This is a genomic window from Streptomyces sp. NPDC001604 (assembly GCF_042893475.1).
Taxonomy (GTDB): Bacteria; Actinomycetota; Actinomycetes; order Streptomycetales; family Streptomycetaceae; genus Streptomyces.
In genome coordinates this window covers 79,527-95,132 of record NZ_JBIAUY010000023.1, presented here as the reverse complement: position 1 = coordinate 95,132, position 15,606 = coordinate 79,527, and the positions used below count along the sequence as shown (strand labels likewise).

Below are 15,606 nucleotides of genomic sequence, written 5' to 3'. Positions count from 1 at the left end.
CCCAGGGTTGATTGCACCGGACAGCGCGTTCGACCCCGTCCGCCCCCTCCGCACCGCACGGAGGGGGCGGACCCTTTGGCGTTTTGCCGCTTTTCTACGGGCGAATGCGGCAAGTGCCGCAGGCAGTGACCGGGAACGGATGGTCAATTTCCGTTTGGGCTCGCCCCGTTGGCGGGCGATCAGTAGCCTCAGCTCGAACACCGGATCGCCTACGCCTTGGAGAGATAGATGGAGCGTCCCGCCTGGGCCCCCCGGAGCATCGACATCTCGGTGCCCAGCGTCTCGCGGATCTACGACTACTACCTGGGCGGTTCGCACAACTTCGAGGTCGACCGGGAGGCGGCTCGCAAGGCGATGCAGTTCATGCCGGGGCTCCCGAAGATCATGCAGGCGAACCGGGCTTTCATGCGGCGCGCGGTCCGCTTCGCGGTCGACGAGGGCATCGACCAGTTCCTGGACATCGGCTCCGGCATCCCCACCTTCGGCAACGTCCACGAGGTGGCGCAGGCGGCCGCCCCCGGCGCGCGCGTGGTCTACGTCGACCACGACCCGGTGGCCGTCGCGCACAGCCAGGCGGTCCTCGCGGGCAACGACGGCACGGGAGTCGTCGCCGCCGACCTCCGCAAGCCCCAGGAGATCCTCGCGAGCCCCGAAGTGGAGCGCCTGATCGACCCGAACCGGCCAGTGGCGCTGCTTCTCGTTGCCATACTGCACTTCGTGGAAGACGCGGACGACCCTTACGAGGCGGTGGCTCAGTTGCGCGACGCGCTCGCGCCGGGCAGCCTGCTCGTCCTCACGCACGCCTCGTACGAGGGCATTCCGCTGCCGGCGGAGCGGGCCGAGGGCGCGGTGGACGTGTACAAGGACATCCGCAACCCGCTGATCATGCGTTCGCGCGACGAGATCGCGCGGTTCTTCGAGGGGTACGACATGGTGGAACCGGGACTGGTGGCGCCGCCGCTGTGGCGGCCGCAGGAGGCGCCGGAGGACGAGGATCCGTATGCCTTCTCCGGGTTCGCCGGCGTGGGGCGTACGGCGTGACCGCGGAGCCGGACGGGCAGCCGGACAGACTGCGCAGGTTCGCGACGATCTGGAGCCGGGCGGTGTTCCCGGTGACCTCGACGTCGCTGACCAGGCCGGAGTTCGAGGAGCAACTCCTGCCACTGGCCCGTCGCTTGAGCCGGGCGCTGCACACCCGCACCCTCGACGCGGAGGCGGGCAGGGCGGTCGGTGCCGCCCTGGTCGCCGCGCACTGCACCGACCCGGACGCGCTGGCCCGCACCCTGGACTGCGTCGACGCCTACCTGGTGCTCTACTGCGGTGGGGACGGCGACCAGGAGGAACTGCGCGCGCGTTCCTCGCGGTTGCAGCACGCGATGGCCGCCGGATTCGCCGAGGCGCTGCGCGAGCGGACGCTGGCCGAGCAGGAGGCGATCTCCGCGGCCGCCCTCCAGGCGCAGGGCGTCGTCGCGCAGGCCCTGCACGACACCGAGGCCCGCTTCCGCGCGGTCTTCGAGGGCGCGGCCATAGGAATCGGCATCGCCGACCTGGACGGCAACATCCTCCAGGTCAACGGCGCACTGCTGCGCATGTTCGGCATCACGGACGCGATGGCCTACGGCCGCAAGGTCCGGGAGTGGACCCACCCCGAGGACGCGCCACAGACCTGGAAGCTCTACGACGAGCTCGTCCGCGGCGAGCGCGAGCACTTCCACCTCGAAAAGGCCTTCTACCGCCCCGACGGGACGGTCCTGTGGACCAACCTGACGGTCTCCCTGCTGCGCGACGCGGACGGCAACCCGCAGTACCAGCTCGCCCTCATGGAGGACACCACCGAGCGGCGGCTGCTCAATCTGCGGCTGCGCTACGAGGCCACGCACGACGCGCTCACCGGCCTGCCCAACCGCACCTTCTTCTTCGAACGCCTGGAGAAGGCGCTGGGCGCAGGCCAGGGCCAGCGCTACGGCCTGTGCTATCTCGACCTGGACGGCTTCAAGACCGTCAACGACAGCCTCGGCCACGCGGCCGGCGACCGGCTGCTCGTCGAGGTCGCCGACCGGCTGCAGGGGTGTGCGACGGCACCCGGCGAAATGGTCGCCAGGCTCGGCGGCGACGAGTTCGTGGCGCTGACCACCGGCCCCGACACCGAACGCGAGGTCGACGAGCTCGCCGCCCGCATCATGAACGCCCTCATCGCCCCGATCAGCATCGACGGCCGGGAACTGACCGTCCGTGGCTCCATCGGCATCGTCGAGGGCCCGGCGGGCGAGCGCAGCCCGGCGGAGGTGCTGCGCAGCGCCGACATCACCATGTACCGGGCCAAGTCGGCGGGCGGCAACCGCTTCGAGCTCGCCGACGAGGAGGCCGACGCCCGCGCCATCACCCGGCACGGCCTGACCACCGCGCTGCCGGCGGCCCTGGACCGGGGCGAGTTCTTCATCGAGTACCAGCCGCTGGTCCACCTCGGCGACGGCAGTGTGCGCGGCGCCGAGGCCCTGGTGCGCTGGCTGCACCCGCAGCACGGCATCCTCGGCCCGGACCGCTTCATCCCGCTCGCCGAGCACACCGGCCTGATCGTGCCGCTCGGCCGCTGGGTCCTGGAACAGTCCGTCCGCCAGGCCCGCGAATGGCGAGAACGTCACGACGGCGCGGGCCCCCTGCGCATCAACGTCAACCTCTCGCCGTGCCAGCTCACCCATCCCGGCCTGGTCCAGGACACCGTCGACATCCTGGAGCGCACGGGCGTCGACCCGGACGCGCTCTGCCTGGAGGTCACCGAGTCGGCACTGATCGGCGCGGACGACGACCTCCTCAAGCCGCTGCGCCGGCTCGCCGAGATGGGCGTCGACATCGCCCTCGACGACTTCGGCACCGGCTACTCGAACCTGGCGAACCTGCGCCGCCTCCCGGTCAGCGTCCTGAAGCTGGACCGCTCCTTCACCCAGAGCATGCAGCAGTTCCCGGCGGACCCCGTGGACCTCAAGATCGTCGAGGGGATCGTTTCGCTCGCCCACAGCCTCGACCTCGCGGTCACGGTGGAGGGCGTGGAAACCGGCGCCCAGGCCGAGCAGTTGCGGATACTGGGCTGCGACACGGCCCAGGGCTGGTACTACGCCCGCCCGGGCCCACCGGACCGGCTGCACGAGCTGGCGCTGGTGGACGCGACGGGCTGAGTCCCGCCCCGGTCCTAGGGCAGCGGCAGCGAGCGCAGGGAACCGTGGGTACGGGCCATGACGACGACGTGGCCCGTGTCCCCGCCCGGCGCGAAGACGAGGGGGTATTCGCCGCCTCTGGTCTGCGAGTACGCCGCGGACATGCGGGGCGCGGCGGTTCCGGTGGCCTGCGGGCCGGCGTGCAGGTCGATCGTGATCACGCGGTCCCGTGCGGCGCGGTCGTTGCGGGGGGTGAAGGTCACGAACCGGCCGTCGGCCACGGTGGCGTCGGCCTCCGTGGCGTACGTGCTCCACAGTCTGCGGTCTTTCTCGAGGTCGTACGCGAACCAGTTCCCCGCGCCCGTGTCCTCGGCGCCGGCCTCGTACAGCACCAGGATGCCGTTGTCGGAGATCACCCCGCGTACGGGCTTGTCGGCCGTGTTCCTCGGGGTCGGCAGCGGCCTCAGCGTCGCCGGGTCCAGGCGCCGCATGGGCGCGAAGGTGTCTCCGGCGGAGTAGGGGCTGCCGGTGCAGACCAGGTAGTGGCCGCCGGTGACGAGGTGCGGGCACTCGACGCCCGTGGGGCTGGTCGCCACGGTGACGCCGGTGCGGGCGTCGCGGGCGGTGACCCGGGTGCCGTCGGCCGTGTAGACGCGGCCCCGGAAGGCGGTCAGGTGTTCGCCCGTCATCCAGGCGACGGTCCGGTGCCAGAGGGGTGTGCCGTCGGACGCGCGTATGGCGTCGAGGACGGGGGCGTGGGTGAAGGGATCCGATGCTTCGAGAGCGTAGACGACTCCCTCCGCGGCGCCGAGGGCCAAGTAGGTGCGGCCGGTGGGCAGTTGATGGGTCCATGCCTGCGTACCCGTCCGCAGGTTCGCCGCGCGGAGCACACCCGCGACCGCCGTCACGGCCCGTTCGTCGGCCGCGTCGAGGGCCAGTCCGATGTTCTTGCCGTGGCCGCCCGCGGGCACGGTCCAGGTGATACGGCCGTCGGCCCGCGAACGCCCGACGAACCCGCCGACGTCGGTCGCGCACACCACCTGGTGCGCCGTCGCACCGCAACTGCCGTGCGCTTCCTGGCTGGAGAGGGTCGCCGCCCACGCGCGCCACGGACCCGAGACGGACAACGAGGTCGCCGGGCTCTTCGCTCCCCCTGACGCCGCGTTCCCCGCGCACCCCACCAGCACCAGCAGTGCCGCGCCGACCGCAACGATCCGACGTTTCATCCCGCCACCCCCGTGTGAGAGAACCCCATGCTACGGCGGCCGCACAACCCGGTTGCGGACGCGCCGGGTTCGGGCGGGAGGATGCGTGGGTGAACGATGAAACCGACGCCGTGGACCAGGCGATCGCGGGTGAACTGAGCCTCATGGATCCCGCCGTCCGCTCCTCCGCCGAAGGCGCCCGCCTGATCGACCCCGAATTCGTGGAGGTCGGCGCCTCGGGCCGGCGCTACACCTACGAGGAGACGATCGCCGGGCTGCCCGACAAGCCGGGCAGTTCCGCGGACGGCCCGCGCTACGAGCCGTCGGACATCAAGGGGGTCCTGCTCGCCCCGGGCTTGGTGCATCTCACGTTCGAGACCGTCTTCGACGGCCGACGGGCCCGCCGCAGCTCCCTGTGGCGCAAACGCGACGAGGAGACGGGCTGGCGCATGTACTACCACCAGGGCACGCCGGTGCCTGCAGATTCTCCGCGGGGAGAGTGACAGATGGTGAAGGAAGGGCGCATGGAGCCGGTTGTGGTGGCCTCTGGGGGGGCCGTCCGAGGGGCGTTCGAGAACGGGATCGTACGGTTTCTGGGCATTCCCTTCGCTGCCGCTCCGGAAGGCGCGTTGAGGTTCCAGCCCCCTGTGCCGGCGCCCGGCTGGGACGGTGTCCGGGACGCGCTCACGTTCGGCGCGGCCCCGCCGCAGTCGGCCCCGGCTCCGGGGGCGCCGGCCCAGTGGCAGCCCGGCGACGGGCTCGACTGTCTGACGGTCAACGTCTGGACGCCGGACCGGGGCACGACCGGACTGCCCGTCATGGTGTGGATCCACGGTGGCCTGTGGAAGCACGGCGCTGCCCGCATGCCCCAGTACGACGGGGGCACGCTGGCCGGTTCCGGGGTCTGCGTGGTGACGTTCAACTACCGCGTCGGCTTCGAGGGGTTCGGACACCTGCCCGGCACCGCGGACAACCGTGGGCTGCGCGACCAGATCGCGGCCCTGGAGTGGGTGCAGGACAACATCGCCGCCTTCGGGGGCGACCCCGCCAACGTCACGGTCTTCGGTCAGTCCGCCGGCGCCGCCTCCACGGTCCTGCTCACGGCCGCACCGGCGGCACGGGGCCTGTTCCGGCGAGCGATCGCCCAGAGCGTCCCGTCCGGCATCCGCACCGCAACGGAGGCCGCGGCCATCACCGCCACGATCGCGGCAGCCGCCGGGGTCCCGGCCACCCGGGACGCCTTCGCCGCGCTGCCGCCCGAGGCGATCCTGGCCGTCCAGGACGAGCCGCTGCGCGGCCGGGAAGGCTTCAGCGCTTTCGCCCCCGTCATCGACGGCGATCTCGTCACCGGCCCGCCCTGGACGGCACTGCGGTCCGGCTCCGGCCGGGACGTCGACCTGATCTGTGGGTTCACCCACGAGGAGTACCGGGGGCAGGGTCCGCTGCCCACGGCGGGAGTCGACCTGGCGGTCGTCGCCGAAGCGGTCGGGCTCGAAAAGGACGCGGCCGACGCCTATCGCCGGGCCTGCCCCGGCCTCAGCGACGCCGACCTGTTCACGGTGATGCTGTCCGACGCGCTCATCCGGATGCCGACCACCTGGGTCGCGGAGGCCCATGCCCGTGCGGGCGGCCGGACCTGGCTCTACGACTTCGCCTGGCGCGGTCCCGCCCTCGGCGCCGCGCACGGCGTGGACGTCCCCTTCGTCTTCGGAAACGCCACGAGCCGCCCGGCCGCCCGTTTCCTCGGCTCCCCGCCACCCCCCGACTTCACCGACCTGTCCGAGCGCATCCGCGCATCCTGGACGTCCTTCGCCACCACCGGCGACCCGGGCTGGCCCCGCTTCACCCCCGACCACCCCACCACCCGAACCTGGCAGACGCCCCCCACCGACGGCCCCTACCCCCTGTCGACCCTCAGGATCATCTGGCAGAACGCCGAACCGTGACAACTCCGGCCCTGCTGCCCGTTGTACGCAGCAGGGCCCCTTGGCGTCAGCGTCAAGCCCGGCCATGCGCCACCAGGGCCGCGTGAGGCAGCACCAGTGCACCGCCCGGACCGGCGAACTCCGTGCACAACGACTCGAAGTGGCTCTTGATCTCGGCCACGACCGCCGGGCTCTGACTCGTCACGATCTGACCGATCGTCGCCACGCCCGCGGCCGGTCCGCTCCACCACTCCTCAGGCGTCGTCCGGTGGTCCCAGGTCAAGGTCTCGCAGACCACGCCCGTCAGACCTGCCTCAACGAGCAGCGCGGCGAAGCCCTCTTCCGTACGGAGGAAGTCGTCTTCGGGAGCAAGGGCCGGCAGGTGAGCCGGGCGCGTGACGCCTGCTGCTCGGACAGCCCTGCCGAGCAGCGCCTGCCCGGGGGCCGGGGGAACCGCCCAGATGGTGACCGCTGTCCGCCCGCCCGGCCGCGTCACCCGTCGCAACTCCGTCAGGGCTTCCCGAGGCCGTCCGACATGGTTGAGGACGAAGTTGCCGACCACGGCATCGAACTCGTCGTCGGCGAAGGGCAAGCCGGGCAGCGCAGCAAGCCGCACGTCGGCTTCCGGAGCCGCCCGCGCGGCCCGGGCGACCATGGCGGGTTCGGCATCCACCGCCGCCACCTTCGCCCCCCGCTCGCATGCGGCTGCGGCAGCGGTGCCCGTGCCCGTCCCCACATCGAGGACCCGTACACCCTCCCTCACCCCAACGGCGTCGAGGAGCCCAGGCACCGGATACGCGCAGAGTTTGGCGAAACTCGCAGCATAGGCATCGGCCTGCCCCGCCCACGCCCGCCGCTCGGACTCATCGAACGCCGTCTGCACCACTCGTCCACTCCCTTTCCGAAAGCAATATCGCCTTCCGAAAGCAATATCGTCCTGCGATGCGCCCGCTCACCGCTCCAACAGCATCCGCTGCAACTCCCGAGCCGCCCGCGGCGGAGCCACATCGCTGCGGTGGGCCAGCGCGATCGTGCGGTGCAGGCCGGGGCGGGCCAGCGGGGTGACCCGCAGCCCACGCCCGGAGCGTGTGGCGACCATGCGGGGGACGACGGCCACGCCGAGCCCCGCGCGGACGAAGCCCAGCACAGCGTCCATCTCACCGCCCTCCACCGCGAAGTCCGGCTCGAAGCCCTCGGCGCGGCAGGCGGCCACGGTCAGTTCGCGCAGGTCGTAGCCGTGCCGGAACATCACCAGGGGTTCACTCTCCAGGTCGGCGATGCGGACCGTGCGCCGGCCCGGACCGGCGGGTGCGGGCGACTCCGGGGACGACACCACGACCAGGTCCTCGCGCAGCAGCTCCACCGTTTTCAGCGCGGGGGAGGGGGACGGCAGCGGCAGCACCACCAGCGCCAGGTCCAGGGCGCCGCGGGCGAGTTCCCGTACGAGATCGTGGGAGCCGCCCTCCTCGATCAGCAGCCGGATGCCGGGATAGCGGTCGTGGAAGGCGCGCAGGACGTCGGGCAGCAGGCCCGTGCACAGGCTCGGGGTCGCGCCCAGCCGGACCCGGCCGCTGCGCAGCTGTACCAACTCCTGCACCTCGTGCCGGGCCGTGTCCGCGTCGGCCAGGATGCGGCGGGCCAGCGGCAGCAGCGCCTCACCCGCGTCGGTGAGCGTGATGTTGCCGCGCGCCCGCAGGAACAGATCCGCCCCGAGCTCCCGCTCCAGCGCCTTGATCTGCTGGGACAGGGAGGGCTGCGCGACATGGACCAGGTCCGCGGCCCGGGTGAAGTGCCGCGTCTCGGCGACCGCCACGAAGTACTGGAGCTGCTGGAACTGCATCCTCGTACGATAGCTGCTTCCTATGGAATCAAGCCGGACCATGTCTTGGACCGATCGGTACCTTCGGCTCTAGCGTCTTGAGTCATGGCTCTGGCAACGCGGACGGACCGACGGCCGTCGATGGCGCGCACGGTGTGGGACAGCTCCGTCGGCAAGAAGACGGTGATGGCCGTCAGCGGCATGATCATGCTGCTGTACCTGGTCGCGCATGTGATCGGCAATCTGAAGATCTTCTTCGGGGCCGGCGAGTTCAACCACTACGCGCACTGGCTGCGCACCGTGGGCGAGCCGTTCATGCACTACGAGTGGACGCTGTGGCTGGTCCGCGTCGTGCTGATCGTCGCCGTCGTCGCACACGCCGTCTCCGCGTACCAGCTCAGCCGCCGCGACATCAAGGCACGGCCCAGCAAGTACGTGCACAAGAAGGCCAAAGCGAGCTACGCGACGCGGACCATGCGGTGGGGCGGGACCATCCTCGGCCTGTTCATCGTGTGGCACATCCTGGACCTGACCACCGGCACCGTGCACTCGGGCGGCTTCCAGGAGGGGCACCCGTACCAGAACGTCGTGGACACCTTCTCCACCTGGTACGGCAACGTCATCTACATCGTCGCGATGCTCGCGCTCGGCCTGCACATCCGGCACGGCTTCTGGAGCGCCGCCCAGACCCTCGGCGTCGGCAGCCGCAGTCGCGACCGCGCCCTCAAGACCGTCGCCAACGTCCTCGCACTGCTGCTCACGGCCGGCTTCATCGCCGTACCCGTGGGCGTCATGACCGGAGTGGTGAGCTGAACATGACCGCTGAGTACGTGGATTACACGACGGGTGGGCCGGTCGTCGACACCAAGGCGCCCGCCGGACCGATCAACGAGCGCTGGGACAAGCGCCGTTTCGAGGCCAAGCTGGTCAACCCCGCCAACCGGCGCAAGCACACGGTGATCGTGGTGGGCACGGGGCTGGCAGGCGGTTCCGCAGGCGCCACGCTCGCCGAACAGGGCTACCACGTCGTCCAGTTCTGCTACCAGGACTCCCCGCGCCGCGCCCACTCCATCGCCGCCCAGGGCGGCATCAACGCCGCCAAGAACTACCGCAACGACGGCGACTCCGTCCACCGGCTGTTCTACGACACCGTCAAGGGCGGCGACTTCCGCGCCCGCGAGTCGAACGTGCACCGGCTCGCGCAGATCTCGGTGGAGATCATCGACCAGTGCGTGGCCCAGGGCGTGCCCTTCGCCCGTGAGTACGGCGGCCTGCTCGACACCCGCTCCTTCGGCGGCGTACAGGTCTCGCGGACCTTCTACGCCCGCGGACAGACGGGCCAGCAGCTGCTGCTCGGTGCGTACCAGGCGCTGAGCCGGCAGATCGCCGCGGGCAACATCGAGATGCACCCGCGTACCGAGATGCTCGACCTGATCGTCATCGACGGGAAGGCACGCGGCATCGTGGCGCGCGACCTGATCACGGGCCGCATCGACACCTACTTCGCGGACGCCGTCGTCCTGGCGAGCGGCGGTTACGGCAACGTCTTCTACCTGTCGACGAACGCCATGAACTCCAACGCCACCGCCATCTGGCGGGCACATCGGCGCGGCGCCTACTTCGCCAACCCCTGCTTCACCCAGATCCATCCGACCTGCATCCCGCGCACCGGCGACCACCAGTCCAAGCTCACCCTGATGAGCGAGTCGCTGCGCAACGACGGCCGCATCTGGGTCCCCAAGGCCAAGGGCGACGACCGGCCGCCGAACAAGATCCCCGAGGACGAGCGCGACTACTACCTGGAGCGCATCTACCCCTCCTTCGGCAACCTGGTCCCGCGCGACATCGCCTCCCGCGCCGCCAAGAACGTCTGCGACGAGGGCAGGGGAGTGGGCCCCGGCGGGCAGGGCGTCTACCTGGACTTCGCCGACGCCATCAAGCGGATGGGGCGCAAGGCGGTCGAGGAGAAGTACGGCAACCTCTTCGACATGTACGCGCGGATCACCGCCGAGGACCCGTACACCGTCCCGATGCGGATCTACCCCGCCGTGCACTACACGATGGGCGGACTGTGGGTCGACTACGACCTGCAGACCACCGTCCCGGGCCTGTTCGCGATCGGCGAGGCCAACTTCTCCGACCACGGCGCGAACCGCCTGGGCGCCTCCGCACTGATGCAGGGCCTGGCCGACGGCTACTTCGTACTGCCTGCCACCATCAACGACTACCTCGCCCGCAACCCGCACCACGAGCCGGTCACCCTTCAGCACCCGGTCGTCCAGGAGGTGCTGGCGGAGACCCAGGACCGCCTCAACCTCCTGCTCTCGGTCGACGGCGACCGCACCCCCGACTCCTTCCACCGCGAAGTCGGCGAACTGATGTGGGAGTTCTGCGGCATGGCCCGTACGGACTCCGGACTGCGCAAGGCGCTGGAGCGCATCCCGCAGATCCGCGAGGAGTTCTGGCGGCGCATCAAGGTGCCCGGCACCGGCGAGGAGTTCAACCAGTCGCTGGAGAAGGCCAACCGCATCGTCGACTACCTCGAGCTCGCCGAGCTGATGTGCCTGGACGCACTGCACCGGGCGGAGTCCTGCGGGGGCCACTTCCGCGAGGAGTCCCAGACCCCGGACGGTGAAGCGGCCCGCAGGGACGACGAGTTCGCGTACGCGGCCGCCTGGGAGTTCACCGGCACCGGCGAGGCCCCGACCCTGCACAAGGAAGACCTGGTCTTCGAGTACGTCCACCCCACTCAGCGGAGCTACGCATGAAGCTCACCCTGCGCGTCTGGCGGCAGCAGAACGCCGACGCCGAAGGCGCCATGTCCACGTACGAGGTGGACGGCATCTCCTCCGACATGTCGTTCCTGGAGATGCTCGACACCCTCAACGAGGAGCTCATCCTCAAGGGTGAGGACCCGGTCGCCTTCGACCACGACTGCCGCGAGGGCATCTGCGGTGCGTGTTCGCTCGTCATCAACGGCGACGCGCACGGCCCGGAGCGCACCACCACCTGCCAGCTGCACATGCGGTCCTTCCGGGACGGCGACACGATCGACATCGAGCCCTGGCGGGCCTCCGCCTTCCCGGTGATCAAGGACCTGGTGGTGGACCGGTCGGCGTTCGACCGGATCATCCAGTCCGGCGGCTACATCACCGCCCCGACCGGCTCCGCACCCGAGGCCCACGCCACCCCCGTGCCCAAGCCGGACGCCGACTTCGCCTTCGAGCACGCCGAGTGCATCGGCTGCGGTGCGTGCGTGGCGGCCTGCCCGAACGGGGCGGCGATGCTGTTCACCTCCGCCAAGGTCAACCACCTGAACGTGCTGCCGCAGGGTGCGCCCGAGCGTGAGACGCGGGTGCTGGACATGGTGGCGCAGATGGACGAGGAGGGCTTCGGCGGCTGCACGCTGACCGGGGAGTGCGCCACGGCCTGCCCGAAGGGCATTCCGCTGGTGTCCATCACGAGCATGAACAAGGAGTGGCTGCGGGCGACGCGGAAGGCGGCGAAGCGGTAGCCGCGCCCCTTTCGGGGCGCTGCAGTGAACGTTCGCCGAAGATGTGCGGACGGGCGGGGTCGGGAGGGTGCTCCCCGGCCCCGTCTCGCTTGTGTGGGCGAGCCGTTCAACAAGCCCACACCCGCTCTCTCTGCGCCTGTCACGCGAAGGTCAGCCGGCGTCGGAAGAACAGGGGCGGCAGATCACGCGCCAACGGTCTGCTCCCGCTCCGCCGTCCCCGGCAGTCGACCTGGAGAGAGCCATGACCGGCGTCACCACTCTGGACCGTCCCCCGAAGCCCGCCGCACCCACCCGCTACACCGTGTCCCTCGCCCGCGACGAGGCCGACGTACGGGCCGCGCAGCGGCTGCGCTACGAGGTCTTCGCCGGCGAGATGGGGGCCCTGCTGGCCACCCCGCAGCCCGGCCACGACATCGACGCCTTCGACGCGTACTGCGACCACCTGCTGGTCCGCGAGGAGACGACCGGCCAGGTCGTCGGCACCTACCGGCTGCTGCCGCCCGAACGCGCCGCCGTCGCCGGACGGCTGTACTCCGAGGGCGAGTTCGACCTGACCGCGCTCGACGCGATCCGCCCCGGCCTGGTCGAGGTCGGCCGCTCCTGCGTCCACCCCGACCACCGCGACGGCGCCGTCATCAGCCTCATCTGGGCCGGCATCGCCCGCTACATGGTCGACCGCGGCCACGAGTGGCTGGCCGGCTGCTGCTCCGTCCCGCTCGCCGACGGCGGCGCGCTCGCCTCCGCCACCTGGGAGAAGGTGCGGGGCAAGTACCTGGCCCCGGAGGAGTACCGGGTACGGCCGCTGCTGCCCTGGGGCCCGGACGGCGCGACCCCGGCCGCCGCCTCCGTCGAACTGCCGGCGCTGCTGCGCGGCTACCTGCGCCTCGGCGCCTGGGTGTGCGGGCAGCCCGCCCACGACCCGGACTTCGGGGTCGCCGACCTGTATGTGCTGCTGTCGATGCGCCGGGTCAACCCGCGCTATCTGCGGCACTTCCTCTCCCTCGTGCCCGCCTGATGAGTGTCTGGCAGCCCAGCGCGCCCTGCACCCCGGGGGCGTGCATAGAGGCCACGGGGTCCGCCACGGCCGTACCGCGCGCCGTGCTGCGGATGGCGGCAGTCGTGGCCCTGGTGCTGGCCGGGGTCGTGCTGTCGCCGCTCGGCGGGAGGATCCCCGCCGAGCTGGTGAAGCGGTGGTGCCGGTGGATCGTGCGGGCCGCAGGGGTCCGGGTCCGTATCACCGGCACCACCGCGCCCACCGGCGGCCTGCTCCTGGTCGCCAACCACATCTCCTGGCTGGACATCCCGCTGCTCGCCGCCGTCCGCCCGGCCCGCATGCTCGCCAAGTCCGACATCCGTGAGTGGCCCGTGGCCGGGCCCCTGGCGGCCCGCGGTGGCGCCCTGTTCATCGACCGCAACCGGCTGCGCGCCCTGCCGGAAACCGTCGCCCGCATCGCGGACGCGCTGCGCGACGGTCAGGCCGTCGGGGCCTTCCCCGAGGGCAGCACCTGGTGCGGACGCGCCCAGGGCACCTTCCGTCGCGCCGTCTTCCAGGCCGCCCTCGACGCGGGCGTCCCCGTACAGCCGGTGCATCTGCGCTACCGGATCGCCGGGGGTACGGCCAGCACGGCGCCCGCCTTCATCGGCGACGACTCGCTGCTGGCGTCGGTCTGGCGGGTGGTGTCGGCGCGGGGCCTGGTGGCCGAGGTCGACGTACGGGACGCCATCGCGCCCGGAAGCCATCCGGACCGCCGCTCACTGGCCCGCGCCGCCCAGCCGGGGGCGACGGCTCAGGCGGACTGGATCCACACGGCGTTGGTGGCCTAGCAGCGGTGCACGGGCGCGCTCAGTGCCGTACTGCGAGTCGGGGGCAGTGGCGCCGCATCGCGTCCAGGACCGCCTCGGGCGGCACCGGAAGGGTGTTGGTGGCCATGGTGGCCGGACCGAAGCCGAGGCGTGCGTTCATGGACGCGGTGCTGCGGACGAGCTTGGAAGCCCGGGCCAGATAGGCGTCGGGGTCGTGCAGCACCAGTTCGATGAACGACTGCGAGGTGTTGCGTACCCGCTGCTCGCGTATCCGCACGGCGGCTATCTCGTCCCAGCCGAACCGGCCGAGCCGCACATGGTCCACTCCCGCGTCGTCCAGCACCAACTCAGGCCGGTCGCGGAGCAGGCGCTGGAGGACGAGCACCGAGCACAGCCCGAAGAAGGGCACGGCCAGCGCCCCCGCCACAGTCATCTTCAGGGTGCTGTGGGCGACGAGGAAGACAATGCCCAGAGCGACGAAGACCAGAGAGCCGACCAGCATGGCCCACCCGCGTCCCTTGGCGAGTGGGTAGACCGTCGGGGGCAGCGGAACGCTGTTTCTGATCACGGGCTCAGACGATAGGACCAGAGCCCTCGCCTGCGGAAGCCTCGAAGAGACGCGCTCCTGCCGCCCGGCCCCTCCCGCATGTTCCTTCAGGGCGCGGGGCGCGGGGCGCGAGGACCGGAAACTCGGAAGACGGACCGTACCGCCCCCTGTTAGCGTTCCTTCCATGAAGGTCAGGATCTGCTGTACCCACACCGCAGCCGCGCGAGCGACCAGCTCCCCGGCTGCCGACGCCTGACCTCTCCACCTTTCCCCGGCGGCCGGAAACGGACCGCCGGGATGTGGTGCCACCCCTCTGCGCAACCCCCAGGGCTCGCAGGCTGCTCCCGCGGTCCCTTCCGGTCCCCGCGACCTGAAGGAACATGCCATGAGCACCACCATCAACACCGACCGGACCGTACGCACGTTCACCGACTTCTACCGTGAACGCGGTCACCACCTCATCACCGGAAGCTCCCTGCTGCCGCCGCCCTCGGATCCGGTGCTGTTCACCACCTCCGGCATGCACCCCCTCACGCCCCACCTCCTGGGCCGCCCCCATCCCCAGGGGCGGCGCCTGATCAACGTCCAGCGCTGCCTGCGCACCACCGACCTCGACGAGGTCGGCGACCCCACCCATCTGACGGTCTTCGAGATGCTCGGCTCGTGGTCGCTCGGCGACTACGGCCACTCACAGAGCCTGCGCTGGGGGTACGAGCTGCTGCGCGACGGATTCGGCATCCCGCAGGAGCGGCTGCACGTCACGGTCTTCGGCGGCGACGATCACCTCGGTCCCGACACCGAATCGCTGGGCACCTGGCAGGAGTTGGGACTGCCCGTAGAGCTGACGAACGACGAGAACTGGTGGTCCAACGGCCCCGTGGGCCCCTGCGGCCCGGACTCGGAGATCTTCGTCTGGACCGGCGAGAAAGGCACCCCACCGCAGGGCACCCCCACCACCGACCCGCGCTGGGTGGAGATCTGGAACCACGTCAACATGCGCTACCGACGCAACGAGGACGGCACCTTCGAACCCCTGCCCCAGCCCGGCATCGACACGGGGATGGGCCTGGAACGCCTCATGACCGTTCTGCAAGGCCACCGTTCCGTCTACGACACGGACCTGTTCGAACCGTGGATGCGGCTGCTCCCGCCGCTGTGGGACCTGGACGAGCCCTCCACCCGTCTCGTCAGCGACCACCTGCGCTCGAGCATCGTCGTACTCGGCGACGGCGTACGCCCGTCCAACACCGGCCGCGGCTATGTACTGCGCCGCCTCGTCCGCCGCCTTCTCACCACACTGCGCCGCGACGACCCCTCGCGCACCCTGACGGACCTGCCCCTGGAACTCGTGGACCACACCCTGAACCACTTCCTCCAGCCCTGCGGCACCGACACCGTCCGCACACTGCTCCTGGACGAGGAGCACCGCTTCACCAAGCTCCTCGAACGCGGCCGGCGCATCCTCTCCCGCCCGCAGTTCAAGGTCCCGCTGAGCGAGGAGGACTACCACTACCTCCACGACACCCACGGCCTGCCGCGCGACCTGGTGACCGGCCTGCTCACCGGCGACTGACGTCAGTTACCTGCGCGGGCGGGCCCGCACCACCGTCGAACGCGGCACCACGCCCAGGGGCACTGCGC

14 protein-coding genes are annotated in these 15,606 nt (G+C 71.0%); 10 read left to right on the top strand and 4 right to left on the bottom strand.

What is annotated here, in order from left to right; all coding sequences use genetic code 11:
- The first annotated feature begins 228 nt into the window (after window positions 1–228).
- Window positions 229–1,041, top strand: a complete 813-nt coding sequence (locus ACFY1E_RS41440; RefSeq protein WP_389086026.1) for an SAM-dependent methyltransferase — start codon at window positions 229–231, stop codon at window positions 1,039–1,041.
- Window positions 1,038–3,173, top strand: coding sequence for a putative bifunctional diguanylate cyclase/phosphodiesterase (locus tag ACFY1E_RS41435; RefSeq protein WP_389086024.1), 2,136 nt, complete (start codon window positions 1,038–1,040; stop codon window positions 3,171–3,173). Before ACFY1E_RS41440 ends, ACFY1E_RS41435 begins: the two co-directional genes overlap by 4 nt.
- A gap of 14 nt (window positions 3,174–3,187) precedes the next feature.
- On the opposite strand, the gene ACFY1E_RS41430 is transcribed toward ACFY1E_RS41435, so the two are convergent.
- Complete coding sequence (locus ACFY1E_RS41430) at window positions 3,188–4,378, bottom strand: PQQ-binding-like beta-propeller repeat protein (protein ID WP_389086021.1); 1,191 nt, start codon at window positions 4,376–4,378, stop codon at window positions 3,188–3,190.
- A 143-nt stretch (window positions 4,379–4,521) separates the two neighbouring features.
- Here ACFY1E_RS41430 and ACFY1E_RS41425 point away from each other — a divergent pair, with 143 nt between their 5' ends.
- Complete coding sequence (locus ACFY1E_RS41425) at window positions 4,522–4,860, top strand: DUF4440 domain-containing protein (protein ID WP_389086217.1); 339 nt, start codon at window positions 4,522–4,524, stop codon at window positions 4,858–4,860.
- Between the two features lie 21 nt (window positions 4,861–4,881).
- The gene (locus tag ACFY1E_RS41420) at window positions 4,882–6,303 is read left to right on the top strand and encodes a carboxylesterase/lipase family protein (protein WP_389086018.1); all 1,422 of its coding nucleotides are present in this window, start codon (window positions 4,882–4,884) and stop codon (window positions 6,301–6,303) included.
- A gap of 52 nt (window positions 6,304–6,355) precedes the next feature.
- On the opposite strand, the gene ACFY1E_RS41415 is transcribed toward ACFY1E_RS41420, so the two are convergent.
- Window positions 6,356–7,168, bottom strand: a complete 813-nt coding sequence (locus tag ACFY1E_RS41415) for a class I SAM-dependent methyltransferase (RefSeq protein ID WP_389086016.1) — start codon at window positions 7,166–7,168, stop codon at window positions 6,356–6,358.
- 66 nt (window positions 7,169–7,234) lie between these two features.
- On the bottom strand, window positions 7,235–8,122 hold the full coding sequence (locus ACFY1E_RS41410; protein WP_389086013.1) for a LysR family transcriptional regulator: 888 nt from the start codon (window positions 8,120–8,122) through the stop codon (window positions 7,235–7,237).
- A 120-nt stretch (window positions 8,123–8,242) separates the two neighbouring features.
- Between ACFY1E_RS41410 and ACFY1E_RS41405 the strand changes: the two genes are divergently transcribed.
- The 5 genes from ACFY1E_RS41405 (at window position 8,243) to ACFY1E_RS41385 (ending at window position 13,439) form a co-directional block, all read left to right on the top strand.
- Complete coding sequence (locus tag ACFY1E_RS41405) at window positions 8,243–8,914, top strand: succinate dehydrogenase (RefSeq protein WP_389086215.1); 672 nt, start codon at window positions 8,243–8,245, stop codon at window positions 8,912–8,914.
- A 2-nt stretch (window positions 8,915–8,916) separates the two neighbouring features.
- Entirely contained in the window at window positions 8,917–10,869 is a 1,953-nt protein-coding gene (locus ACFY1E_RS41400; RefSeq protein ID WP_389086011.1) for a fumarate reductase/succinate dehydrogenase flavoprotein subunit, read from the top strand.
- On the top strand, window positions 10,866–11,615 hold the full coding sequence (locus tag ACFY1E_RS41395) for a succinate dehydrogenase/fumarate reductase iron-sulfur subunit (RefSeq protein WP_389086008.1): 750 nt from the start codon (window positions 10,866–10,868) through the stop codon (window positions 11,613–11,615). Before ACFY1E_RS41400 ends, ACFY1E_RS41395 begins: the two co-directional genes overlap by 4 nt.
- Before the next feature lie 241 nt (window positions 11,616–11,856).
- A complete protein-coding gene (locus tag ACFY1E_RS41390) occupies window positions 11,857–12,630 on the top strand; it encodes a GNAT family N-acetyltransferase (RefSeq protein ID WP_389086006.1) in 774 nt (257 codons plus the stop codon).
- Entirely contained in the window at window positions 12,630–13,439 is an 810-nt protein-coding gene (locus ACFY1E_RS41385) for a lysophospholipid acyltransferase family protein (protein WP_389086003.1), read from the top strand. Before ACFY1E_RS41390 ends, ACFY1E_RS41385 begins: the two co-directional genes overlap by 1 nt.
- A gap of 19 nt (window positions 13,440–13,458) precedes the next feature.
- Here ACFY1E_RS41385 and ACFY1E_RS41380 read toward each other — a convergent pair whose 3' ends face one another.
- Window positions 13,459–13,986, bottom strand: a complete 528-nt coding sequence (locus tag ACFY1E_RS41380) for an STM3941 family protein (RefSeq protein ID WP_389086001.1) — start codon at window positions 13,984–13,986, stop codon at window positions 13,459–13,461.
- A 364-nt stretch (window positions 13,987–14,350) separates the two neighbouring features.
- On the opposite strand from ACFY1E_RS41380, the gene ACFY1E_RS41375 reads away from it, so the two are divergent.
- Window positions 14,351–15,538 (top strand): alanine--tRNA ligase-related protein, encoded by a 1,188-nt coding sequence (locus tag ACFY1E_RS41375; protein WP_389085998.1) that lies wholly within the window; start codon window positions 14,351–14,353, stop codon window positions 15,536–15,538.
- The last annotated feature ends 68 nt before the right edge of the window (window positions 15,539–15,606 follow it).